This window comes from Neobacillus sp. Fa239 (genome assembly GCF_055395235.1).
On sequence record NZ_AP041611.1, the window covers coordinates 5414717 to 5438877 of the forward strand.

Annotated in this window: 17 protein-coding genes; 3 read left to right on the forward strand and 14 right to left on the reverse strand. The window is 41.4% G+C overall.

All coding sequences use genetic code 11. The features are described 5' to 3' along the window. Nucleotides 1–156 precede the first annotated feature (156 nt). The 9 genes from ACZ5XR_RS26780 to ACZ5XR_RS26820 form a co-directional block, all read right to left on the reverse strand. Nucleotides 157–2016 carry an ABC transporter ATP-binding protein gene (locus tag ACZ5XR_RS26780; protein WP_464499473.1) on the reverse strand — a complete coding sequence of 620 codons (1860 nt, stop codon included), beginning with the start codon at nt 2014–2016 and terminating at the stop codon, nt 157–159. Next, nucleotides 2017–3744, reverse strand: coding sequence for an ABC transporter ATP-binding protein (locus ACZ5XR_RS26785; RefSeq protein WP_464499474.1), 1728 nt, complete (start codon nt 3742–3744; stop codon nt 2017–2019). A 301-nt stretch (nt 3745–4045) separates the two neighbouring features. Continuing rightward, nucleotides 4046–4384, reverse strand: coding sequence for an ASCH domain-containing protein (locus tag ACZ5XR_RS26790; RefSeq protein WP_464499475.1), 339 nt, complete (start codon nt 4382–4384; stop codon nt 4046–4048). A gap of 278 nt (nt 4385–4662) precedes the next feature. Beyond that, complete coding sequence (locus ACZ5XR_RS26795; protein WP_464499476.1) at nt 4663–7731, reverse strand: immune inhibitor A domain-containing protein; 3069 nt, start codon at nt 7729–7731, stop codon at nt 4663–4665. Between the two features lie 357 nt (nt 7732–8088). After that, on the reverse strand, nt 8089–12642 hold the full coding sequence (locus ACZ5XR_RS26800) for a S8 family serine peptidase (protein ID WP_464499477.1): 4554 nt from the start codon (nt 12640–12642) through the stop codon (nt 8089–8091). A gap of 215 nt (nt 12643–12857) precedes the next feature. Beyond that, nucleotides 12858–13658 (reverse strand): ABC transporter permease subunit, encoded by an 801-nt coding sequence (locus tag ACZ5XR_RS26805; protein WP_464499478.1) that lies wholly within the window; start codon nt 13656–13658, stop codon nt 12858–12860. Between the two features lie 12 nt (nt 13659–13670). Beyond that, complete coding sequence (locus tag ACZ5XR_RS26810) at nt 13671–14468, reverse strand: ABC transporter permease subunit (protein ID WP_464499479.1); 798 nt, start codon at nt 14466–14468, stop codon at nt 13671–13673. 6 nt (nt 14469–14474) lie between these two features. Next, nucleotides 14475–15350 (reverse strand): ABC transporter ATP-binding protein, encoded by an 876-nt coding sequence (locus ACZ5XR_RS26815; RefSeq protein ID WP_464499480.1) that lies wholly within the window; start codon nt 15348–15350, stop codon nt 14475–14477. Nucleotides 15351–15364: 14 nt separating this feature from the next. After that, nucleotides 15365–15988 carry a TetR/AcrR family transcriptional regulator gene (locus ACZ5XR_RS26820; RefSeq protein WP_464499481.1) on the reverse strand — a complete coding sequence of 208 codons (624 nt, stop codon included), beginning with the start codon at nt 15986–15988 and terminating at the stop codon, nt 15365–15367. A 238-nt stretch (nt 15989–16226) separates the two neighbouring features. Between ACZ5XR_RS26820 and ACZ5XR_RS26825 the strand changes: the two genes are divergently transcribed. From ACZ5XR_RS26825 to pepT, 3 genes are all read left to right on the forward strand, one after another. Next, nucleotides 16227–16724, forward strand: coding sequence for a nuclease-related domain-containing protein (locus ACZ5XR_RS26825; protein WP_464499482.1), 498 nt, complete (start codon nt 16227–16229; stop codon nt 16722–16724). Nucleotides 16725–17127: 403 nt separating this feature from the next. Beyond that, complete coding sequence (locus ACZ5XR_RS26830; RefSeq protein ID WP_464499483.1) at nt 17128–17331, forward strand: hypothetical protein; 204 nt, start codon at nt 17128–17130, stop codon at nt 17329–17331. Nucleotides 17332–17369: 38 nt separating this feature from the next. After that, a complete protein-coding gene (pepT, locus tag ACZ5XR_RS26835; protein WP_464499484.1) occupies nt 17370–18602 on the forward strand; it encodes a peptidase T in 1233 nt (410 codons plus the stop codon). A gap of 44 nt (nt 18603–18646) precedes the next feature. Here the strand turns inward: pepT and ACZ5XR_RS26840 are convergent, their stop codons facing one another. From ACZ5XR_RS26840 to ACZ5XR_RS26860, 5 genes are all read right to left on the reverse strand, one after another. Next, complete coding sequence (locus ACZ5XR_RS26840) at nt 18647–19561, reverse strand: phosphotransferase (RefSeq protein ID WP_464499485.1); 915 nt, start codon at nt 19559–19561, stop codon at nt 18647–18649. A 97-nt stretch (nt 19562–19658) separates the two neighbouring features. Continuing rightward, nucleotides 19659–19964 (reverse strand): hypothetical protein, encoded by a 306-nt coding sequence (locus ACZ5XR_RS26845; RefSeq protein WP_464499486.1) that lies wholly within the window; start codon nt 19962–19964, stop codon nt 19659–19661. A gap of 38 nt (nt 19965–20002) precedes the next feature. Then, nucleotides 20003–20734: a cysteate racemase gene (gene cuyB, locus ACZ5XR_RS26850; RefSeq protein ID WP_464499487.1), complete on the reverse strand. Its 732-nt coding sequence runs from the start codon at nt 20732–20734 to the stop codon at nt 20003–20005. Between the two features lie 24 nt (nt 20735–20758). Then, the gene (gene asnB / locus ACZ5XR_RS26855) at nt 20759–22606 is read right to left on the reverse strand and encodes an asparagine synthase (glutamine-hydrolyzing) (RefSeq protein WP_464499488.1); all 1848 of its coding nucleotides are present in this window, start codon (nt 22604–22606) and stop codon (nt 20759–20761) included. Between the two features lie 44 nt (nt 22607–22650). Further along, entirely contained in the window at nt 22651–24132 is a 1482-nt protein-coding gene (locus tag ACZ5XR_RS26860) for a UDP-N-acetylmuramoyl-L-alanyl-D-glutamate--2,6-diaminopimelate ligase (protein WP_464499489.1), read from the reverse strand. Nucleotides 24133–24161: the final 29 nt, after the last annotated feature.

A 24161-nucleotide genomic window follows, 5' to 3' on the forward strand; every position in this document is an offset into this window, starting at 1 on the left:
GTCTTTACAGTTGTCCTAAAATTTCGACAAAAAAATATGGTTCGCTCCGAAAGGAACGAACCATATTTCCCAAATCTTATCGATAGATTAAAATTTTCCCGACCGAAAAAAGGTCTGATTCGCATTTTATAGCGAACCAGACCTACGGGAGCACGGTCAATCCAATGCCCCTTCCATATTTTTAAACTGATTGAAAAACATTTGATAGTACCTGCCTTGCTGCTGCATGAGGGCATCGTGACTACCGCTTTCAATGATTTGCCCCTGATCAATCACCATGATGGTATCGGCATCACGGATGGTATTCAATCGATGGGCAATGATAAAGCTCGTTCTGCCTTCCATCAACGTTAACAAGGCTGACTGGATATGCAGTTCGGTGCGTGTATCGATACTGCTCGTGGCTTCGTCTAAAATAAGCAGGGAGGGCTTTGCCAAAATCACCCTTGCAATGGCCAAAAGCTGACGCTGTCCCTGGCTTAAGTTTCCGCCATTTTCCGACAAAACGGTTTCGTATTGATTGGGCAGGCGCTTAATAAAGGGATCGGCATTGGCCATTTTAGCCGCCGCCTCGACTTCTTCGTCAGTCGCATCAGGCTTTCCGTACAAAATGTTCTCTTTGATTGTTCCTGAAAACAAATACGTATCCTGTAGAACAAAGCCAAAGCATCTGCGCAAGGAGTCCCTCGTATAATCGCGGATATCTCGGCCGTCTAAAAGAATCCTGCCGCTCGTCACATCATAAAAACGCGTTAATAAATTAACAACCGTTGTCTTTCCAGCCCCTGTCGGCCCTACCAATGCGGTACTGCTTCCAACTGGCGATTCAAAATTGATATTTTTTAAAATCGGCACATCAGGTCGGTACCCAAAGGTGACATTATCAAAGATAACATGACCTTTGGGGTTTTCTATTTGTATCGCACCCTCTTTATCCGCCGGCTCCTCTTGCTCATCGAGGATTTCAAAAACCCGCTCAGCACCCGCCACACCTGACTGCAATACATTAAAAATATTGGCCAAGTCATTAAGCGGCCGGACGAATTGTCTTGAGTAGGTAAGGAAGCTGGCGATCGCTCCAATCGTGATTAAGCTTTTAACGGCGAGGATTCCCCCGACCACGGCCACAACCGCAAAGCCAAGATTATTGATGACGTTCATGATCGGCATCAAAAAGCCGGACCAAATCTGCGCCCTGAGGCCGACCTCGCGGAGCTTCTCATTGACCTCGTCAAATTCTTCGATCACTTTATCTTCATGATTAAATGCCTTGACGACATGAATACCTGAGATGGTCTCTTCCACATGACCATTTAATTTCCCCAGCTGGATCTGGTTTCCTTTAAACAAGACACTCGTCCGTTTGGCAATCGTCCGGGTCAGTAAATAGACAAGAGGAACGGTAATTAAGCTCGCTAACGTCAAAATAGGGCTTAAAACAATCATCATAATCAGCGATCCTGCAATTACTACCAAACCCGACATGAGCTGTGTGGTGGATTGAGAAATCGTATTGCTTACATTATCTACGTCATTCGACAGCCGGCTCATCAGCTCGCCATGCGTTCTTAAATCAAAAAAGGCAATCGGCAGCTTTTGCATTTTATTAAAAAGGGCATCTCTGAGGTTCTTCACAATTCGCTGTGAAACACCTGCCATCAGCCAGCCTTGCAAAAAGGTAAGAATCGCATCTGAGAAATAGACGATGATTAATAATACGATTGTTATTTCAAGTACACTAAAATCCACTTTCCCCTTATGAAGGCTCATGGCATCAACTGCTTTACCAATTAGGTAAGGGGCTAAGAGCGTTATCACAGAATCAATCACAATAAACAGAAAAATAACGGTAAGCATGTTTCGTTCTTTCCCAACGTAATGCCACAGCCTCTTTAGAGTTCCCTTTAAGTTTTTTGGCTTAATAACAGGGGCACCTCTGCGATTGGCACCTCCAAAGCCGCCAGGTCTGCCCGGCATGGGCGGGGGGGTTTGCGGCTGTACAGTTTCCTTCGCCATTTACAGCACCTCCTTACCCATTTGAGATTGAAAGATTTCCTGATAGACTTTACTTTCTTTTAACAATGCTTCATGTTTGCCAACTCCGACAATTTCGCCATTATCCAATACGACAATTTTATCGGCGTCCATAATGGAGGTTATCCGCTGGGCAATTAACAGGCAGGTAAGTCCTTTTGCGTATTTTTTCAAGGATTCCTTAATCTTCGCTTCAGTAGCGACATCGACTGCACTAGTGCTGTCGTCCAATATTAATATTTCCGGATTTTTGATTAACGCACGGGCAATCGAAATCCGCTGCTTTTGGCCGCCGGAAAAATTGACGCCGCCTTGACCGATTAATGTATCATAGCCTTCCGGTGCAGCTGATATAAATTCGTGGGCTCCAGCTATTCTTGCGGACGCTTCGACTTCCTCCGTGCTTGCCTGCTCACTGCCCCAGCGAATATTTTCAGCGACACTACCTGTAAATAAGATCGTCTTTTGCGGCACCATCGCAATTTTCTCTCTTAACCTTTTCGGATCCACCTGCCCAATTTCCTCACCATCCACTTTGATGGCTCCCAAGGTTACATCATAAAAGCGAGGAATCAGCCCGACCAGCGTGCTTTTTCCTGATCCTGTTGAACCAATGATTCCTACAGTTTCTCCAGGGAGAATCGTCAGATTAATATTTTTTAGAACAGCCTCACCATTCATCCCCTCATAGGAAAAGGAAACATTCTCAAAATCAATTCTTCCTTTTTCAAATGGAAGTTCGCCCACTTCTTCCTTCCAGGTTTGCAGATTATCCTCTAAGAAAACTTCGCCAATTCTTCCGGCTGAGGCTCTGGCCCTGACAAACCAATTGAAAACCATGGAAACGACCATTAATGAAAATAAAATCTGGGTCATGTAGTTGGTAAATGCAATTATATGACCAACCTGAATATGGCCTGAACTCACTCCCAGCCCCCCCAGCCATAGCACAGCAACGATACCAAGGTTTACGGTGAGCATGATGGCAGGGCTAAAAATAGACATTAACCTTGTAGCTGAAATCGATTGATCTTTAAAGTGATTATTAGCCACGCCGAACTTTTCGATTTCAATATCAATCCGATTAAAAGCCTTAACCACCCTGACGCCTGATAAATATTCCCTCATAACACCGTTGACCCGGTCTAACGCCTTTTGCACCTTCGAGAAAAGCGGGAAGCCCATTCTCATATTGAAGACGATCAAAAGCGCCACGATTGGAACGACAACCGCAAGGACGACCGCAAGGCGGAGATTTAAGCGGGATGCCATGATCAATCCACCGATGGCTAATAACGGGGCTTTTACAAAGACGCGCATTAAACCGTTTACAAAAACTTGAACCTGGTTTACATCATTGGTTAACCGTGTAATTAAGGAAGCGCGGTCAAACTTATCAATGTTGCTAAAGGAGAGCGTCTGAATTTTTTTAAATAAATCGGACCTCAGCTCGGCTCCAAAGTTTTGTGAAACCGTACTGGCCACGACACTTCTGGTCGAGGCCGACACTGCTCCGAATGCCGTTATCAAGAGCATAACCCCGCCCATTTTCAAAACATAGTGGATGTCACGGCTCGCCACCCCAATATCAATAATTTTAGACATGATGGTCGGCTGCAACAGGTCGCAAATCGCCTCAAAGGTTACAAATAAAATGGCAGTACAAAAAAGCTTCCAATACTTCCTTATATATTTGTTAAGAAATTTCACGTTATGTTCACCCCTGGTTTTGTAATGAGGAAGTATTTTGATAGATAAATCTATTATAATTTCGACCTGATTCAATAAACAAATTTTAAAACTTCGGAATGCGAATTATTTTTAAACAGTTTGGAACTGTTCCTATTTACCGAACAGCCGCTTTTTTCCTCATTTCGGGCTTTTGGAGACGCTCCTATTTACCGAACAGCTGCATTTTTTCTTATTTTGGCCATTTGGAACCGCCCATTAATAAAAAACAACAGTCCTTTAATCAAAAGAACTGTTGCCCAAAAACCCATATATGTACTTATTATTCTACAGGACGAAACTCGTGCACCCACACCCTCATTTGCGGCAGCCACGGCATACCCGGGTGCATGGCGAGAATCGATTGTTTGTAGTCTTCGACAGATTCGAAGCCCTCGCGGCGGGCGTCATCATCTGTCAGCTCACCCAAGCTTTGCGAATATACTTTTTCCACAATAAATTGACGGCCCTCAAGGGTCATAATTTCCCCTGGATCCGCGTATCTTCCATTGCGGCGCGTTGCTGTTTTGGCTCCTGTAAGAACCTTTTGAACATCGTCTGCTACCGTTACAAGTCGATCAATTGTACAGGTTTTCGGTGGTAAGGCTTGATTTTCAGTCATGTATTTCTCCTCCTTTTTGAACTATATTAACACATGTAATCAATATAATTAAATTTTAAAAGCTCACGCCCAATACTTATTGGACGTAAACTTCACTACAAAAACATATTATGTTCCAAAAAAAAACATATATACTTAAAATAGAAAATGGAAATTGCATAAAAAAAGGAAGCCATAGAATGGCTAATAAATGGATACAAATGGCGAAATAAAAAAAAGGCTGAGCTAAAAGGTCTAAGGTAATGACCTTTAGGTTCAGCCTGAATGTCTTTGCTAGACTATTTTAAACTAAAGGACTTCGAATTCCAATTGATTGAATTCCCCACTGAATCCTTCGCCCGTACATGTAAATACCATTTTCCTTTTTTACCTGAAAGGGTTAAGGTTGAACCGCTCTTAAAGGTCTTCCAGCCAGTGGCAGGGGCTGCTTGTGACTGCGTCCAAACATAACCGAGTGTGCTTGACACGGCTCCATTAACAGTGACTTTTACAGATACAGTTTTTACTGCCGTGGTGCTGCCGTTATGATTTACTATTACAGTTGGCGCATCGTTATCCACTTTGAAGCTTAATTGTTTAGATATTGACTTTCCGCTTTCATCGGTTGCTGTCACCTTTACATAATAATTTCCTGTAGTTGTCTTACTAGGCAATGTAAGGGTATGGACGAAAGATTGATAGAGTCCTGTTAAGGTCTCAGTATAACTGGAGATCGCCTTTGCTTTACTATTCAGTAATTCATATTTCACTTTCAAGCTCTCACCAGAACCGTCATCATCGACGAGTCCCGAAACAGATACTTGGTTAAAACCTTTTTGGTTAGAATACACTGACTTGCTTAATGGATTTAGCTGAATAGAATGACTGGTACCTGCATGAAGCTCGATTGCTCCAACAGACATATCACTCGCTTGACCGGTAACATGTATCTTCAAGCCAAACTGAGGAATGTCGCGGCCTGCATAGATTTGACCAGCATTGCTGTAATCCCTTGAATCATCAAATACAGTCGCTGCAGGCTGTGAATTTAAAGACAGATAGGTTCCGAAAAGATCTCTATAGTCTAAATAAGTATTATCCGTTTTGCGTAATGAGAAGGCAGCATCCTGAATTTGCTCAAATGTTCCTGCAGGCCCGAATTCATCATATCCATCATACGGGTTGCTATCCTTCCAATAGGCTGTTTCCTGGTGGGCATCCACCACCCCGAGGAATCCATCGCCAGGATGATCCCCGACCCAGTTATCGGTATACTTATTATCAACATACCAGACAACAAGACCAGGATCATAGCTCAATAAGGAGTTTCCTTCTGCCAAATGAGCTAAGCCGACATCAGCGGCGGCATAGTTACGCCATTCTAATAGATAATATTGACTGGTCATGGTAATACCATTGTTCTTCTCAAATCCAGCTAACATAAATGGCGAATTCGTCCCTTCAGCATCATCGCTTAAAACGGAATTTCCGTTTGCTGTCAACTGAATATCATCTACATAAAAGCCAGGTAAGGCAACGCCAGGATCCGTCACATAAGCAAAAATGAGATATATTTGCTGTCCTGCAAATGCGGAAAGATCAAAAGTTGCATCTCGCCAGCCATTCGAATTACCCGTTATGCCATTTCCTTGATTTTGGCCATATGGATTATCATTTGATGTGATATTTCCCGGGAGTGGAATGAAATTTTGCCCATCTGTCGAAACTCCTACATAGGCATAGTCAAAATCTTTTTCAATGTTATACCATGTTTTAAATGTTAATTGTGCAGAGGTTTTCCCTGCTAAATCAACAGGGGTAATCATACCGTTGACTAGATTATTACCGCTGCCGCTAAAGTATTCATACTGACCGCTGGTAGGCTTATTAACCGTTGTGGATTTATCCGGAAGTTTTATTTTGACGCCATCCGCATTGGTCCCCTTCACACTTGCTTCATCTAATTTAACGTTCTTTCCGTTTTTAAGATCATTAAGGTTATATTCAACATCCTTAAACCAGTTCAGTGTTGGCATCGTGGATTGGAGATAGCTCTTATCATATGGACTAAAGCCTGTCGGTTCTGTTCCAGGAAGTTTCCCTGCCCAGTTACCCTGCGACATAATGGTCCAGGCCCCAGTTGGCGCTCCAACTCCGCCATGTGTATAGCCAGTATCGTATTCATCCGGCAATCCCAAATTATGTCCGAACTCATGGGCAAAAACACCAGAGGCGCCGTCTTCAGGTTCAATGGTATAGGCATAGCCAGCCATTTGGCCTCCCCAATAATCAACATCTGACTGTGAATTTGGAATGGCAGTCGGTTGGCCTAAATCCCAGCTATGTGACCAAATCGCATCGGCACCCAGCGAACCACCGCCGGCTTCTTCTCCCACACCAGAGTGGATCACCATGAGGTGGTCGATGATTCCATCCGGTTCATGATAATTACCATTACCATTTAGATCAAACGGATCCTCTTGATCATAATCTTTTAAATTAATAGAAGGATCTTGAGCCGCGTGTGCTAATGCTTCCTGGACTAAGGCACGCGGGTTTTGATCACTTCCATACTGCGGGTCGTTTGCACCGTAATAGGCTGCATTGTGGCTTGCTTGATACCAATCTGATACTTGACCATCTATGGTATAGCTTCCCCCTGACTGCTGTTCATAATATTGTTTAACCGAGAGGAATTTTTGACCGTTTGGCCCCGTATAACCATTGTTTCCAAAGATCATATCTTGATAATGCTGCTTGCTGTAATTGCTGTACAGTAACACAGGATTGTCTGCTTCCGTAATTTGATTGTGTGGTGCATCAGGGTATTCTATTAACAAAACAAGAACCTTATCTTTTCGCTCTGTACCCGTCCAATTATCCTTTTTAAGAGGTCCAACTACGGAGGAATTATTCGCAACTACATTTGATTTTGTTGTACTTTCGGCTTTTGGGACCCCTGCAGGTTTAATCTTAAGCCCTGCTTTTTTCTGCATAGCTGCCCGGACTTTCTTCATTTCTTGTTGATTCGTACCTAGTGCTGCAGCCTTATCCGCACGCTTTGCAAAATAAGACTGCATCTGCAGTTCTTTCACACGCTTAGAAGCATTTTTACTTACAATACCTTGCTTGATTAAAAGCTTAAGTATTTTGTCCTCATTTACGAGTCCCATATCGAATGGACCCCCGCTATGTTGATCAAGAAAGGGCAATTTTGCCGTATCACTATTCGTTTGCTTTTTAATGAATTTTTGCATAATTAGTGGCTGCGATGTCGATGTCTTCGCAAAAGAAATCGGTGCAAATGAACTAAAAACAAGTCCTGCAGATAGTACGGTCATGCCAAGTGATTTTTTCCAATTAACCAATTGCTTTTCTCCCCCTCTGATATCTGTTTGTAAGCTAGAATGCCCCTCCTTTTTTTAAGATTCAATCTACTTTTAAAAAACTACTAAAACTTAAACATAGTCCTTTTGTAGTAGATTTAGTTACAAAAAGAATTTTATCACTATTTTTTTGAAAAATTAGTAATATTTTGGTAAAACAAAAAGGTTATTTCTTTACAAAAAAGCCCTCAACAAAACAAAAAAGGACCAGAATTAGCCCTTGAATGTCGATATTTCATAAAAGGTAATATTTTTTCGACAGTTATTAAGAAGAGAAGAATAATAAAAGAGGATGCCCCAAAACGAAAGGCATCCTCAAACCATTGCTATCAATTATTTTTATAAGCCAAGTGATACAACGCTGGAGTATGAGCTGTATACATTTGACCCACTCACAGAACGATAGGCTCTAACTTTATAATAATAAGTTTTGCCTTTCGCTAAGCCACTATTAGTGTAGCTAGTAGAAGAAATAGATTTCACCTTCGTATAGCTGCCAGTTTTAGAAGTGGCACGGTACAATTCATAGCCGGTTGCACCACTCACTGAAGACCAAGAAGTCTTAATTGAAGTGCTGCTGACTTTTGAAGCTTTAAGACCTGTTGGTGCGGAAAGAACTGGTGCAGCACCTACTACTGCTGAAGCAGAACCAGTTACCTTTGTTCCATCAACAGTCGCAAAAGCCACAACTTTATAGTAATAAGTTTTACCAGTTGTTAAACCGCTGTTCGTGTAGCTGCTTGCGCTGCCACTTACGGTTGCAACTTTTGTAAATGTACCTGTTTTGGATGTTGAGCGGTATACATCATAACCAACTGCACCGGCTACTTTAGACCAGCTGACGGTTACTTTATCATATCCTGCAGATGCCGCCTTAGCAGATGCTGGTGCAGCAGGATTTGGAACGACAAGTGCATAAATATTTGTATCATCTGTAATCGGAGCGTTAAAGTCATATTTTGCACTGAAGCTTGCATCTTTATACCAGCCAATAAACGTATAACCAGGGAAGCTTGGAACCTGTGGTGCTGTTACGGTACCACCATCAGCAACAGGTACTTTCAAATATGTTTGGCCGTTATAAATATAGCTCACATTATGTGTCGCTGCACGGCGGAAGATATTGACTTCTTTCGTTGTAACGTTACCCGCACGGTCAACAAGCTTAAGCGTGAAGGTATTGTTACCTGGTTCAAGTGAAACATGTGTGGTTACATCCTGGCTGACGCCATTCATTTCATATAATCCATTAGAAGGCTTGTAGAATTCTTCATTTCCATTTACAAAATAACGGAGTTGATCAAAATTATCCGAAATCGTTGCATGAAGGTCTACAGAATCCACATCCGCTTTCACGTTTGTTGGGGCATCGACATTAATGACAGGTGCCGTTGCATCAATAATTAAGTCGCGAACCTTATAAGAAATGGTATTTCCGGCTACATCTGTAGCTGAAATAGGAACAGCGTAAATTCCATCACTATCAAAGGTAACTTTTGTGCTGAAATCATATTCTTTCTTATCAGCGTTCCATGTTAAGTCAACAGGGTTACCATTAACTGTTACTTCACGAATTTTTGATTCATCGGTCACATAACCGGAAACAGGTAATTCATGTGTAGTATAAGCATTTGTTGCACCAATGGATGTAACGTAGATATAAGGAATCGTTGTATCGTTAACTCCATCTACCACTGTATCCGTTTTATTTCCTGCAAAGTCATATGCCACTACATCAACTGTCGAACCAACCTTTGGAGTTTCCTTGAATGTATAGCTTGTAGTATTTCCTGCTAATGGCTTATCCTTTTCACCAAAAACAGAAGTACCATTTACCAAAACATCATAATAAGCGATACCTGAACCATCATCCGATCCATTGATCGTTAGTTTGTCACCAGAAACGCTTGCGGAAACTTTTGGTGCCACTGTATCAACAGTAACTGGAACCTTCAATACTTGCGGATCTTTTCCTGGGTAATCAAGGGTAGAGTCAATTTCATAATAATATTGACCATCTTGAACGACTTTGTTATTTACTTTTCCATCCCAAGCAGTTGATGGATCTAAGTAAACTTGAAGTCCTCTTCCGCCATCATTAAAGTTTTTACGAACATATTCGTCGGATTTAATTTTGCGTAGAACATTTCCGTCTTTATCTACGATTTTATATTCTACTGTTTTTGCATTACGCAAGAATGATAGATATGCCATTGCATCATCATTCACACCGTCTCCATTAGGAGAAATAGCGATTGTGCTGGATTTTAAAGAAGCATCTACTGGATTGTATCCTAAGTAATCGAAATTGTCGTTGCCATTTTGATCTTTCCCAGCATGAGTAAGCATTCCTGCTTGCTTATAGAAGGAAGTAACAGCTTTACTGTCATAGATCATGTCATCTAAGATCGGTGCTTTATTCCAATCACCTTTAAAGCCTACGTATGGTACAGAAATAACTGGATTTACATCACTCACATCTGTCAAAGATACGAAACCTTCAACAAAATAGCCGTTTTTGAAAATTTGGTCTAGTGGAGCGCCATATGCCCAATCAACGTTATTTGATAAATCAACAGTAACGTCAACAGTTGCAGTTCCATTCGCAGGAACGGTTAGTTGATCCTGGCTAAATGAAATTGGGAATTCGCCAACACCTGTATTAGGATCAAAGTTGCCATCTGCTTTATAGATTCCTTGAGCTTCGCCTTGGTCAACAGGTACACCATCTTTATTAAATAATGCTAAATCAGTTTGCACATTCCCATTCACTTTATAGGTTACATCTTTGTCAGAGAAGTTTTGAGCTTTCAGCGTAAATGTTGCTTTATTGCCGTCAATTTCTTTTAAAGCAACTTTTGCTTCATTTGTTGCAGTATTTGTTACCACGACAGGTGTGCTTAAAGCCGCATTTAATTGCATTAAACCGGCACCTTGACGTCGAGGTGAATATGGGTTGTTCAGACCGAGAGCTTTATTATATGTGCTGCCCTTATCAATGACAACCTGACTTGTGTTCATTAATAGGTTTTTCGCCATTTGTACTTTTTCAGCGCCTGTAAGGTTAGCAAAATCCTTTTTCACGCGTTCAAGCACTAATGCAGATCCGCCTGAAACGTGTGGAGCAGCCATTGAAGTACCACTCATTACACCATAAGTGTTGTTATTTAAAGTGGAATAAATATTTCCACCTGGTGCTGTGATTTCAGGTTTGAAGTCTAAGTTCGGTGTTACACCCCAAGATGTGAAGCTAGACATTTGGCCTGCTGTTGGATTGACAGCAGTTGTTTTGTCACCCTGGAATTCCACTTCTACTTTTTTGCCAGCATCTAATTGTGCTTTCAGATTGTCTCCGTCACTCTTTAACATGAATAATTGAGGAATGGTGATGTCTGCTTCCGTTGCCATGCTGACAAAGCCATCTGTATTGTTGTAAACGATGATCCCTGCAGCGCCCGCAGCTTGGGCATTTAATGTTTTAGTTACAAAGTTAAGCGTTCCACGTTTAACTAATGCATATTTTCCATGGAAATCCTTACCTTCAAAGTCGGAAGGGTTACCAATTCCTGCCGCAAGGACTTCAAATTTCTTTTGTGTTTGTTTATTCGGATCTACTGAACTTGCAGAAAGGAATGGAGCCTTTCCACCTACTGTTCCGTCAACGGAATAGGTAATCGCATCTAAATCAATATAGCTGTTTTCAAGAGAAGCTACTTGAATAGAGCTGTTCGCTAATCCAGGTGCACCTACTACACCTTTATCTGGGTTAGTCGCGAATGGATTTGCATAACCGTCACCAATGTTATTGGAGTTACCAGCTGAAATGGACATTAACACGCCATTATCTACTGCTTTTTGAATAGCTTCCTGTTCAGGATCATCAGGCTGAACAAATGCGCCTGTAGAACCCAAGCTCATATTAACGACATCGGCACCAAGTTTGATTGAATCATCAATGGCTTTGATTTCAATGTCACTCCAAGTAGATTTCATTTCAGGATCGTTACCAAAAATTTTCATAGCAAGTAATTGTGCTTCAGGGGCGACCCCTTTAATTCCGCCATTGTTTTCATCACCATTTGCGGCAACAATACCGGAAACGTGCATTCCGTGCATGGAGGCATTTGGACCCAGGTCCCTGATTTCACTATTTTCATCATAGTAGTTATAGCCGTATGGAACCTTATTTGTATAGAATTTACCAGGCAGCCCTTTTTCAGCAACAAGTGAATCTACTTTATCTTTCGTTAAAGCAGCTTGAGAAGGATCACTTATAACCATATCCTTATGGGTATAGTCAATTCCGGTATCAATGATGGCAACAACCATCCCTTGACCTTTGTAGCCATAGTTATCCCATGCTTCTTGTGCCTGCACAATCGCCTTACTATATTTCAAATCAGGCTGTTCTTCAGGGCGCTGAATTTCATGAGCAATCGTTACATTTGTAACTCCATCAATGCTTTTAATGGCTGGGATTTGCCCATATTCAACCACACCGCTAAATCCATTAAATGTAGTTGTGAAATTTTGCTTATATTGCATCGAGATTGATTTCTGCTCAATCTGATTTTTAACAGCCTGTTGCTTATTAAGTATTTTGCTTTGTAGTTGTGCTTTTACAGATTTTGATAGTTCACTATATTGTTTGCCTTGCTGAGTTGCATATGTAATGGCCGGAGCTCCATCAACTTCAACAATGACACGAACCTTATCACCAAATTTATATTTCTTTCCTTCAGTGCTATTACTTATTGATTTTGAATAATTATGCACAGCTTTAGCTACTTGGCTTGCAACGCTCTGTCCTGCTGACAGCGGTGCGGCTTGTGCAACGCTAGAGAATACCATTAGTAAAATCAATAAGAGCGGTAAACTTCTCTTTTTCACCATTTTTCCCCCTTTTTTCATACTATAAAACTACTATTTTTTTGCTAAAAAATTTCCCCCTTTTCTATTTTTTGGATAGCACCTCTAGTTTAATTCAGAATTTATTTAATAGTCAATCTATTTATTATATTAGAAAAAATAAATTATTCGTTAAATTCCGACAAACAAAATAATAAATATGCAATAAAAAAAATAATCGAACGAATGTCGGTTATCCTTTAAACATGAAGATCTCTTTTTTTATAAAAAACATACGTAACAGCCATTAGAACAGCGATGGCAGCAAAAGTCACTGTCACAAAAACGGGATCAAGCGCTCCGTCTACCAATACCGTTTTCGCTTCGTAATATTTAAAAGGAGTCAGGTATTTTAAAACTTCCAATTTACGATTCATATCAATGGCAATCGATAGAATATACATGATGAGGAGAATTCCTGTGCCAAAAGAAGCAGCCCGTTTTGGCTTCCGGCTCACGGCAGCAATTCCTGTGCCAATAGTCATAAAAATGAGCTGTAAGAGAAACAATCCGGTGAGTAAGAGATAGATTTCTTTATGCGGCGGTGCCCCCTTACTATACTTAGCCACCATTATGAGAGAAAAGATTAAGGTAACAAGGTTAAATATCAGGATATTGACAAGTGCCGCCACAAGCTTAACCGTGACGATCTTCGTTCTCGAAATCGGCTTCACCATTAAAAATTCGGCTGTTTTATCGCGCTCTTCCTTTGCCAGGATATTCGCACCAAGCATTAACGCGTGAATGGCCGCCATTATTAGTAAATAAGCGAACACCATCCCATAAAACCCAATGATGGAGGATAAATCTAAAACTCCTGCCCCCATCAGCGCCTGCAGGGATTTCGGCATATGCGAAATCAACTCGTTGATCGATTGACCCGAGGAACTAGAATACGCTTCGTACTTGCTCATCCCGGCTACTACCATAAACAAAAGGCAGATACACCAAATAATCAATGATTTCCTCGTCGCTTTCATTTCCCGTAAAAATAAATTCATGACCGCACCCCCTTATACCGCATGTATGTCCTTTTTGGAATAAATCAGGTAACTCGCGGCTATTGTCACAATAATGAACACCACTTCAACGATGATAAAGGCAGCTTCATAGTTTGAGTGCTTTATTATATAAGCCGTGTCATAATATTTAAATGGTGTGAGATAGCGAACAGCCTTTTCGCCAATCACCGCGCCAAACAAATTTAAGATAAAAAGGCCAAATACCGTCCCAAGTGAGATCGGCAAAACGGATTTAATTTTCGGCACAAGCACTGAAATAAATATTCCCAGTGCAATAAACATCAATTCAATGAAGAACGCCGTAAGTGAAATTAATAAAAAGCTGTTCATATCAAATGACTTTTTGCTGACGGCATCTGCCGTTATAACGGCTGCTGCCAGATAGACGATATTGGTGATCGCGATGGAGGTCAACACGGACATCAGCTTGGCGGTGACAATTTGTTTCCTCGTGACCGGTTTTGTTAACAGAAAGTCCGCCGTTTTTTCACGAATCTCTTTTGAAAGAATCGAGGTTCCTAGATTCATAGCCTGGATCGATCCGCATAATACCACATAAGAAAACGTATAAGAGTAAAAGCCTAATAGGGAGGTAATGCTGTCTAGTGAAATGCCCAAGGCTTTCCTTACCCCTTCCGGATAGGCTTCAAGCAGCTTTTTGAATTGATCGGCATCCTTTGTTAAACCAGGAAAAAGAGACATAAAGAAGACCATTAATGCCACAACAGAAACCGTCCATATAATCGTTGATTTCCGATAGGCCTTCAACTCATGGAGATACATATTCATGGCCGATTACTCCTTCTCATAATAGTGCATAAAGATTTCCTCTAGGTCCGGCTCATCAATCCAAAGATTGGTCAGATCGATTTCCGATAGTTTTTTCATGATCAGGTTGATATTGCCGCTATACAAAAAGCTGAGATGATGGTCCTTCACTTCCAGATTGGTGACACCCGGTATATTGAAATGCTCAATTGGCGCCTTCGTTTCCACCTTAAACTTTTTATGATTATTTTCTTTTAAGGTACTTATTTTTTCCAATTTGATCAGTTTGCCTTCCTTGATGATGGCAACCCGGTCGCAAAGTTTTTGAACTTCACTCAAAATATGGGAGGAGAATAAAATCGTCGTTCCTTTTTGATTCTCTTCTTTTAATAAATCAAAGAATTTCTGCTGCATTAAGGGATCCAAGCCGCTTGTCGGTTCATCCAGTATGATGAGCTTTGGTTCATGCAGCAGCCCCTGAACGATCCCGACCTTTTTCTTGTTCCCAAAGGATAAATCATCAATTTTCTTGTTGAGGTCAAGGTCCATGATTTCTGCTAATTCATTCATCCTTTTGCGGCAATCCTTTTTATAGAAGCTGGCGGAGTACTTCAGCAGGTCCTTTACTTTCATGTTGTCATAGTAAAAGACTTCGGATGGCAGGTAGCCGATTTCCTTTTTAATTTCTGGAGCGAATTTGATGGTATCCTTTCCAAAAATAGTGGCGCTGCCGCTGGTGGGATAAATGAGTGAAAGAAGCGTTCGGATCGTCGTTGATTTGCCGGCACCGTTTGGGCCAATAAACCCGAAGATTTCACCTTCTTCGACGCTAAAGCTGATGTTCGATATGCCTCTTTGTGTTCCATATGTCTTTGTCAGGTTATTAAGCTCAATCACATTCATCGTGACAGCCCCCTCTATTTATAAAAAGCTTTTGTTAAAATTTCGAAATATTCTTCAGCTTCCTGTTGAATCCTTTGATAATCAAGCTGGTGTGAAGGGGTTTGCTTCGCTTTCTGGAGTTCCTCTTCACTAAGTTTTTCAAAGGTAAATGAAATGATTTTCATGATCTTTTGGATATCCATGTCCTCACGGAACTTTGTAAAATCAATGCCCTCGTAAACCTTACCCATATTAATGCCCGTCGCTTCCTTGAACCTTTTTTCAACTTCCACTTTTATTTCGGCAGAGTCTTCCATATAAGACTCTTCCATAAACTTAAATAGGTTTGGGTATTTGTTCATTAACTCCATTTTGATAATAATTGCTTCACGAATCCTGTTAAAAAAATCGGTTTCTTTTAGATTGATTTTTTTGTAAAACTCATCGGCAATGATGTCATAACAATAATCAAACAAAAACAAGTACATTTGCTTTTTATTTCCGAAGTAGTGGAACAGCAGCCCCTTTGAAATGCCAGCCTCCTTCACGATTTCATTGGTCGATGCAAGATTGTAGCCTTTTTGGGCAAATTCATTCATAGCAGCATTGATGATGCGGTCTTGTTTTTCTGGGTCGAGGTTCATAAATTTTGAAAACATTCTGGCAGCCCTCTTTCTAGTTTCCATTGACCTATTTGGTCAATGCTATTGTAACTACGTTGACCAGTTAGGTCAATAGTGGTCAATGGAATTTTTAGCCTAAATTTTTGAGGTGTGTTAAGATGGGTGTGTAAGGAGGTGAAAGCATATTAGTGTAAAAGATCGAGATTGGTCCCTTTCACTGGAAGGCATCATTTCCGCACAAAATCGGTTGTCGTGTGGCCATCCCATCCTCCCAGTGTTAGCCGCGAAACAAGCCTCGCTTGAAGCCGGAATTGGCGGAGAGGAAAGGGTTGCAGAACTCTTCCGCAAGCATCCTTTTTCATTCGAGCACCGCATTTTCCACGATTTATCGCCTACTTCAGACTCTCAAATTGATACATGGTTTATGACACCTTCTTATGGGGTTGTCCTCGAGGTGAAAAATATAGCCGGGATTTTGGAGTTCAAGGATAATCCACCTCAATTGATTCGCACAAGGGAGAATGGTCAAAAGGATGGATTTGAAAGCCCGGTTGTTCAATTGGAACGGAATTGTGAGCTGATGGGCGTATGGCTCCGACGTCACAATATAAGCCTCCCCGTTTTCGGTGCGGTAGTCCTTGCTTATCCAAAACAAATCGTTGCCGTTCCCCCGGCGAAAACAAAGATCTTATTCCCCAACTTGATTCCCTCCTATATTAGAAGCATCCCACAACAAGCCAAAAAGTTGGATTTAGATCTTTTAACTGGCTGACCACCGAGCTCCTTAACAGTCATCATCGTTATATACCAAAGCCAGTTTGCGAAGCCTATCACATACCGTTCGGGGATATTAAGCCAGGGGCCATTTGTAAAAAGTGCGGTAGAATTGGGATGGTGAAGCATCCTAGGACATGGGTTTGCCCGTTTTGCCAGGCGACTGACCAACTAGCCCATCAAAGAGCATTACTTGAATGGTTTTTACTGTTTCAAAGAAGTATAACAAATCGTGAGTGCAGGGAGTTTCTAAAAGTTGAGGATATTCAAATGGCAAAACGCATTTTGCAAAGTATGGATATGGACATTGAAGGGTCGTTTCGACATCGATCATATATAATGGACCTTAGCAAAATTTAAAGCGACAATTGGAGTTGCTTATCCGACAGTTGGAGCTCGCTATGCGACAGTTGGAACCGCCTATCCGACAATTGGATTGCTTTGCGACAATTGGAAGCACTCATCCGACAGTTGGCACTCGCTATGCGACAGTTGGAAGCACCCATCCGACAGTTGGCACTCACTATGCGACAATTGCAGCCGCCTATTCTTCACACTATCCCTACTCAAAAAGGTGTACCGCCACCCATAAAGTGCTATTATAAAACATGTACGAAACACAAAAAGGGAGTTGTATGCAAAAGTGAAGAACGAGATCATTGAAAGATTTACTTCCTATGTAAAAGTGGACACACAATCGAATGAGAGCAGTGAAACATGTCCTTCGACGCCTGGACAATGGACATTGCTGCATATGCTTGAGGATGAATTAAAGGCCATCGGAATGCAGGAAGTGAGTTTGGATGAAAACGGCTATTTAATGGCAACGCTTCCATCCAATACGGATAAAGAAGTCCCAACTATCGGATTCCTTGCTCATGTGGATACGGCGACAGATTTCACTGGCAAAGACGTCAAACCGCAAGTACATGAAAACTATGATGGCGGTGACATCGTTCTTAATGAGGCTTTAAAGGTTGTTCTTTCACCAAAGGATTTCCCAAGTCTTCAAGAATATAAAGGCCATACACTGATTACTACGGACGGCACCACACTGCTCGGCGCCGATAACAAGGCTGGAATAACCGAAATCATGACTGCAATGGCGTACCTCATTCAGCACCCGGAAATTAAGCACGGTAAGGTCCGCGTTGCGTTCACACCGGATGAAGAAATCGGCAGAGGACCGCATAAGTTTGACGTTGCAGCGTTCAATGCCAAGTTTGCCTATACGGTGGATGGCGGTCCGCTAGGAGAGCTGGAATTCGAAAGCTTTAACGCAGCGGGTGCAAAAATCACGATTCAAGGAAACAATATTCACCCAGGTTCCGCCAAAGGCAAAATGATCAACTCTGCAAAAATTGCCATGGAATTACATAGCAAGCTTCCGGCAGAAGAAGCACCGGAATATACGGAAGGATATGAAGGCTTTTATCACCTGATTTCTTTCAATGGTGATGTGGAACAAACAAAGCTGAACTATATTATCCGTGACCACGACCGGGAAAAATTCAACGCCAGAAAAGCGTTTATTGAGCAGATTGTAAATGAATTAAAAGAAAAATACGGCGAAGATAAGATTTCGCTTGAATTGAAGGATCAATACTACAACATGGGCGAAAAAATTAAGCCTGTTAAGGAAATCGTCGATATTGCCCAACAGGTAATGGAGACATTGGATATTAAGCCATTGATTAAACCGATCCGCGGTGGTACAGATGGCTCGCAGCTTTCCTACATGGGCTTGCCAACCCCAAATATTTTTACCGGTGGCGAAAACTTCCATGGGAAATTCGAGTTTATTTCCGTTAATAACATGGTAAAAGCCGTTAATGTTGTTGTAGGGATTGCGGCTACATTTGAACAAAGAGCATAACCAATCAAAAGAGGATGACCGGACAGGTCATCCTCTTTGCACAGTTATAATAATGAACTTCCACATTGAACCAGGCTTAATACCGTCTCCTCCAACTGCACCTCGAGCCGTTCCTTCGGCCATATCATTTTTTCAGAATGCAGGTCATTGAAAATAAGTAATAGCATCCATATCGAGAAGGCGGATGAAAATAAATGATACTCCTTGATGAAGGCCTCGCAGTCAACCGCAGCGGCTATGTTATCCAGATAGGTATCCAGAGCCTGCCGGCGAAGTTCACTGGTCATCCTTTTAGGAAATAGGGGATGGGACATATCAAGCAGATGGTATAAATCCCAGTAGGGCAGGTTGATATGGGCATGCTCCCAGTCCAAAACAATGAGACGGTTATTTTTGATTGCATAGTTCCCAATATGCAGATCCCCATGAGACAAAACTATTTCCCGAGAAAATTCCACTGTTTCAAGCAGGGAATAAACACTGAAAATAAACTTTTCTTCGATCTTCAACTTCAGCAATAATTGCTCCATTTCCTGTCTTTTCGAGAGGACGTCCGCCACTATTTTCTCAAAGCTTGGTTTTAGGCCTGCTAAAGGTGCTGATAGTAAGTGCTCGAAGGGGAGAGAGTGCCAGTTCGCCATCTGCTTGACAACTCCGACCACACTTTCCTCCTGAAAATCATGGGATAGCTCGCCAAGATCCTCAAAAATGACCCAATTGGAAGAATGAGCAATCATTTTTGGATAGATTAGTGGAAACGTAGGGAGGACATGCTCATAGACCCATACCTCATTACTCCCATTACCCGATAATGGCTTAAACACATAGCTTTCCGTTGGAGAAAGATAGAACCGTTCGACAAGATTGCCGTTTATCCCTTTATAAAGGACTTCTTTTTTCAAAATTATATCACCATTTAGCGATCCATTTGATAGAATAAGATTTTTTGGCAGCTCCATATTCCCTCCAACAAATTTTCTTTTTATGTACATTTTATTCCAATTCATAAAAAAAAGCCCAACGATTTGTTTGGGCTTTTTAGTGGGCAATTTCTCTTTATAAAATTGCTATCGACTTTTTCAGCGTCTCCAGCTCTTGTTTTAATTTCTGATTTTCTCTTTGGATTGCTTCCAGTTCGGTTTCGTTTACAGAATGCATAGAGGAGATGAGGCTGACTTCATACCAGGACTTATCCTCCGCGTATTGTCGTGCTGGACTCTTTTTCACACTGGCTTTGGGATATCTTTTTTTCAGATAATCCACTTCTTCCACGGAAAGCCTCAGTTCACGAAAGCTGACACCATCACGAAACGATTCCGACAAAAATTCAGCAAATTTTTCAGCTTGATTGGTTACCATCATTATCCCACCCTCCACTACGAATCCTCCAAACTAGCAAATTACGAAAATAAAGGAATCGCATTATTTTTTGCATTTTTAGATATTGCTCCAGACAACTCAATGGACCGCTCAACAAGGACATTCATTGCGTCGACGCAGTACTTTGCTACATCTGAACTTATCTGAATGCAAGACAACTCTGTGCAGGCGAGAATCACACAGCTGCAATTTTCATGGAAAATGAGATCGCGGACTAGATCTTCTAACGAATTAGGATCGATGGCAACATCGCCTTTAATGTTATAAATGATATCCATCGTTTGTTTTTGGACAGCTTCATTCGGAACATGCAGCTTCATATTATATTTATTACATTCTTTTTCATATATGCCACTGCTGATTGTCCCCTTTGTAGCTAAAATCCCGACTTTGGTGTTTTCGCCATAGGTCAAATAGATGGACTTCAAGGTTTCATCCACCATGTGGATAATCGGGATATCCGTCAGCGCCTGCATTTCTTCATAAAAATAATGAGATGTATTACAAGGGATGGCGATATTCGCAACCCCTGCTAATTCTAAAAGCTTGAAGTCCTTTTTCACGGCTTCTAAAAATAATGCTTCACGATTGGTCAAGATGGCTTCTGTTCGATCGGGTAAGGTGGCATGGTTAAGGATAACCATATCGATATGGTCTTGATCCTTATCGGCAGCCGTACTTTCCACAACTTTATCAAAAAATACTGAGGTTGCTTTCGGTCCCATCCCCCCGATAACGCCCAAGCTTTTCATTCTACCACCTGCTTTTCTAAAAGATTATAATTCCACAAAAAACTTCTTATACCAAACGAGGAACACATAAGCAGTCCAAATATAACGAGCATAGTTGCTCTTTTCGTTGTAGTGGGCATCAAGGTATTTCATCAATTCATCAGTGTCAAAGAATTCCTTGGCCATATCGGATGTGAACATATCTTTGACAAGATTGTAGTATTTTTCTTCACGGAGCCAATAACGGATTGGAACCGGGAAGCCGACTTTCGGACGGTTGGCCCATTCTTCCGGCAATACTTCTTTTGCGGCCGTCCGTAGGGCATACTTTGTGTTTTGCTCGTTTACGCGAAGCGGAGTTGGGATGTTTGAAGCCATTGACATGACAGCCTTGTCTAAGAACGGAACGCGCAGCTCAATCGAATGGGCACAGCTCATTTTATCCGCTTTTAATAAAATATCTCCCGGCAGCCAAAGCTTCAAATCAAGATATTGCTTTTTCGCGACATCATCTTTGTTTTGAACCTTGTCATAAACCTTTTTGGTAATGCTTTGAACGGAAGGAGCTTTTTTATAATCATCCTTTAATACATTTAAAGCATCATTCTCATCCCAAACCTTTGCCTCGCCAATAAAGGTTTCTTCCACTTTTAAGCCGCCTTTTTCAAGGAAGGCAGTGATTCGGTTTTTCGGAAGCTTCTTTACCACTCTCGAAACACCGCGGCGAACCGCAAATGGGACTTTTTCATATTTCGCCATTGCCGGAGTCGGACGGTACCATTCATAACCGCCAAAAATTTCATCCGCGCCTTCACCTGATAACACAACGGTTACATGCTTGCTGGCAAGCTCCGCTAAGAAATACAACGGTACAGAAGATGGATTGGATTGCGGCTCATCCATATGGTACTGAATCGTAGGGAGCTTCTCAAAGCACTCATCCGCATTAATCACGGTCTTGTGGTTTTCAATCCCCAAAATATCGGATAAATCCTTTGCAAGGTTTGTCTCATTAAAAATACCTTCGTGATCTGCAAAGCCGACAGAAAACGTCTTGTTTGGCTTTAATAGGGACGTAATATAGCTGGAATCAATCCCGCCTGATAAGAACGAACCAACCTTTACATCACTGATTTTGTGATATTTAACGGATTCTTCCACTGCCTGTTTGATTTTTTCCACATAATGCTCTAAGCTGTCTTCCTTCTCGTCGAAGCCGGTATCCCAATATTGCTTGATTTCGGTTTTGCCATCTTTATAAATCATATAATGGCCAGGCTTCAGCTTATAAACACCTTTAAAGAAGGTTTCATCCTGTACGGAATATTGGAATGTCAAGTATGGCTTTAAGGCATCCTTATTCAATTCTTTCTTAAATTCAGGGTGCTTCAAAAATGCTTTAATTTCAGAACCGAAAATGAATGATTGATCGTTTGTATTTTGAGTATAGTAAAGCGGCTTGATCCCAAAGAAATCACGCGCAAGGAACATCGTTTGCTTTTTGGAGTCCCAAATGGAGAAGGCAAACATTCCGCGAACCTTTTGCAGTAAATCAACGCCATACTCTTCATAGCCATGGATGATGACTTCGCTGTCAGTGTGGCTCTTAAATATATGACCCTTAGCAACAAGGTCCTCTCTGATTTCTTCAAAATTATAGATTTCACCGTTAAAAATCAAGACGCAGCTTTTGTCTTCGTTGTACATTGGCTGGCTTGCTTCGTCTGATAAGTCAATAATCGAAAGACGTCTAAAGCCAAAAGCCACTCGATCATCAGTAAATACGCCGCCGCTGTCCGGTCCTCTATGGATGATGGTGTCCATCATGTTATTAATTGTTGCTGCTTTATCCAAGTTAGCCTTTGTATCTGCAAAACCTACAAAACCACACATATTCGTCACCTTTCGTAATGCTTTAATTATTATCCGTTATGATATTAATAAACTAATTGTTTACTATCCCTTAAGGTTGCCATGACTATTTCTGTTTCATTGAAGGGAATTTCTTTTTTCCCAACAATTTGGGCTGTTTCATGCCCTTTGCCGGCAATTAAGATGGTATCTTCTTTACTGCTCGTTAAAATGGCATATTGAATCGCTTCGGCCCGGTCGACAAAGGCTTTATAGTTTCCATCCTCTTCTTCGATGGCCTCGACTATTTCTTCAATAATAAAATTCGGATCAAGATCTTTCGGATTATCGGAGGTGACAATCGCCAGGTCGGCAAACTTCGCTGCCACTTTACCCATGGCTCGCCGCTTTAATCTACCAATTTCACTATCAGGTGCATAGACACCAAAGACGACAATTAATTTCCCCTTCGTATGGGTCCGAAGCATCGTCAGCGCCTTTTCCAGCCCATCTTCCGTATGGGCAAAGTCAATCACAATTCGGTAGTCCTTGTCCTTATAGACCACTTCAAATCTACCTTTTATGTTTTCAACCGCCATAATTCCCTGCTGGATTTCTTCCAACGTAATATTGTGACAGTACGCACATGCAATCGCCGCTAAACTATTATAAACATAAATATCCCCTGGAATATTGACGCGGATGCCAATGCTTCCCTTCGGTGTATGGACTGTAAAATTCGTATAGTCGGCATGGTATTCAATATCCGTGGCAAATATATCAGCGTCTTGATTCATTCCATAGGTTACTAGATTCACATGATAGTCTTTAATTCGATCAATCAGCAAGCGGCCATAATGGTCATCGAGATTGACAATATTATAATCGCGGGTCATGTCAAATAGCATGGCCTTTGCTTCAAAATATTCCTCCATGCTATGATGCATTTCTAAATGATCTGGAGATAGATTCGTAAAAATCCCGGTGTTGAAATGGCAATAAGCCACTCGGTTTAAGCTTAAGGAATGGGAGGAGACCTCCATAATGCATTCATCTGTATTTAACTGAACCATTTCCGAAAATGTCCGCTGCAGGTTCAACGATTCTGGTGTTGTATTTTGAGTCTTGATGAGCTTATTATCCATCAGCGTTCCGATTGTACCAATCAGCCCAATGGATTTATCCGCCTGTTCAAAGATCGATTTAATAAAGTAACTTGTCGAAGTTTTTCCGTTCGTTCCGGTAATTCCAACTAAGCTTAATTTTTCCGTCGGATTCCCGTAGAAATTTGCAGAAATTCTTGCTAATGCTTTACGGGAATCGGCGACTTTCAGGATGGTGACATAATCCTCCACCCAAATGTCCTGCTCGACAATGATGGTGGTCGCACCCATTTCAATCGCTTTTTCAATAAAGCGGTGGCCATCAACGGTAAAGCCGGAAATGGCAACGAAAAGGCCATTTTCTACTACTTCTCTTGAATCATAGGCAATGGAGTTTACTTCAATATTTACATCTCCCTTAATCGGCTCAAACTCTAGGCCCTTCATTACTTCGGTCAATAACATTTAATCAACTCCATTATCCTCTTTGAAAT

Excerpts from the sequence above, each read along its gene's own strand:
- ACZ5XR_RS26860 (WP_464499489.1), bottom strand. The coding sequence starts at position 24,132 with ATGTTATTGACCGAAGTAATGAAGGGCCTAGAGTTTGAGCCGATTAAG.
- ACZ5XR_RS26805 (WP_464499478.1), bottom strand. The coding sequence starts at position 13,658 with ATGAATTTATTTTTACGGGAAATGAAAGCGACGAGGAAATCATTGATT.
- ACZ5XR_RS26840 (WP_464499485.1), bottom strand. The coding sequence starts at position 19,561 with ATGGAGCTGCCAAAAAATCTTATTCTATCAAATGGATCGCTAAATGGT.
- cuyB (WP_464499487.1), bottom strand. The coding sequence starts at position 20,734 with ATGAAAAGCTTGGGCGTTATCGGGGGGATGGGACCGAAAGCAACCTCA.
- asnB (WP_464499488.1), bottom strand. The coding sequence starts at position 22,606 with ATGTGTGGTTTTGTAGGTTTTGCAGATACAAAGGCTAACTTGGATAAA.
- ACZ5XR_RS26830 (WP_464499483.1), top strand. The coding sequence starts at position 17,128 with ATGCGACAGTTGGAACCGCCTATCCGACAATTGGATTGCTTTGCGACA.
- ACZ5XR_RS26810 (WP_464499479.1), bottom strand. The coding sequence starts at position 14,468 with ATGAATATGTATCTCCATGAGTTGAAGGCCTATCGGAAATCAACGATT.
- ACZ5XR_RS26820 (WP_464499481.1), bottom strand. The coding sequence starts at position 15,988 with ATGTTTTCAAAATTTATGAACCTCGACCCAGAAAAACAAGACCGCATC.
- ACZ5XR_RS26780 (WP_464499473.1), bottom strand. The coding sequence starts at position 2,016 with ATGGCGAAGGAAACTGTACAGCCGCAAACCCCCCCGCCCATGCCGGGC.
- ACZ5XR_RS26800 (WP_464499477.1), bottom strand. The coding sequence starts at position 12,642 with ATGGTGAAAAAGAGAAGTTTACCGCTCTTATTGATTTTACTAATGGTA.
- ACZ5XR_RS26790 (WP_464499475.1), bottom strand. The coding sequence starts at position 4,384 with ATGACTGAAAATCAAGCCTTACCACCGAAAACCTGTACAATTGATCGA.
- ACZ5XR_RS26815 (WP_464499480.1), bottom strand. The coding sequence starts at position 15,350 with ATGAATGTGATTGAGCTTAATAACCTGACAAAGACATATGGAACACAA.
- ACZ5XR_RS26845 (WP_464499486.1), bottom strand. The coding sequence starts at position 19,964 with ATGATGGTAACCAATCAAGCTGAAAAATTTGCTGAATTTTTGTCGGAA.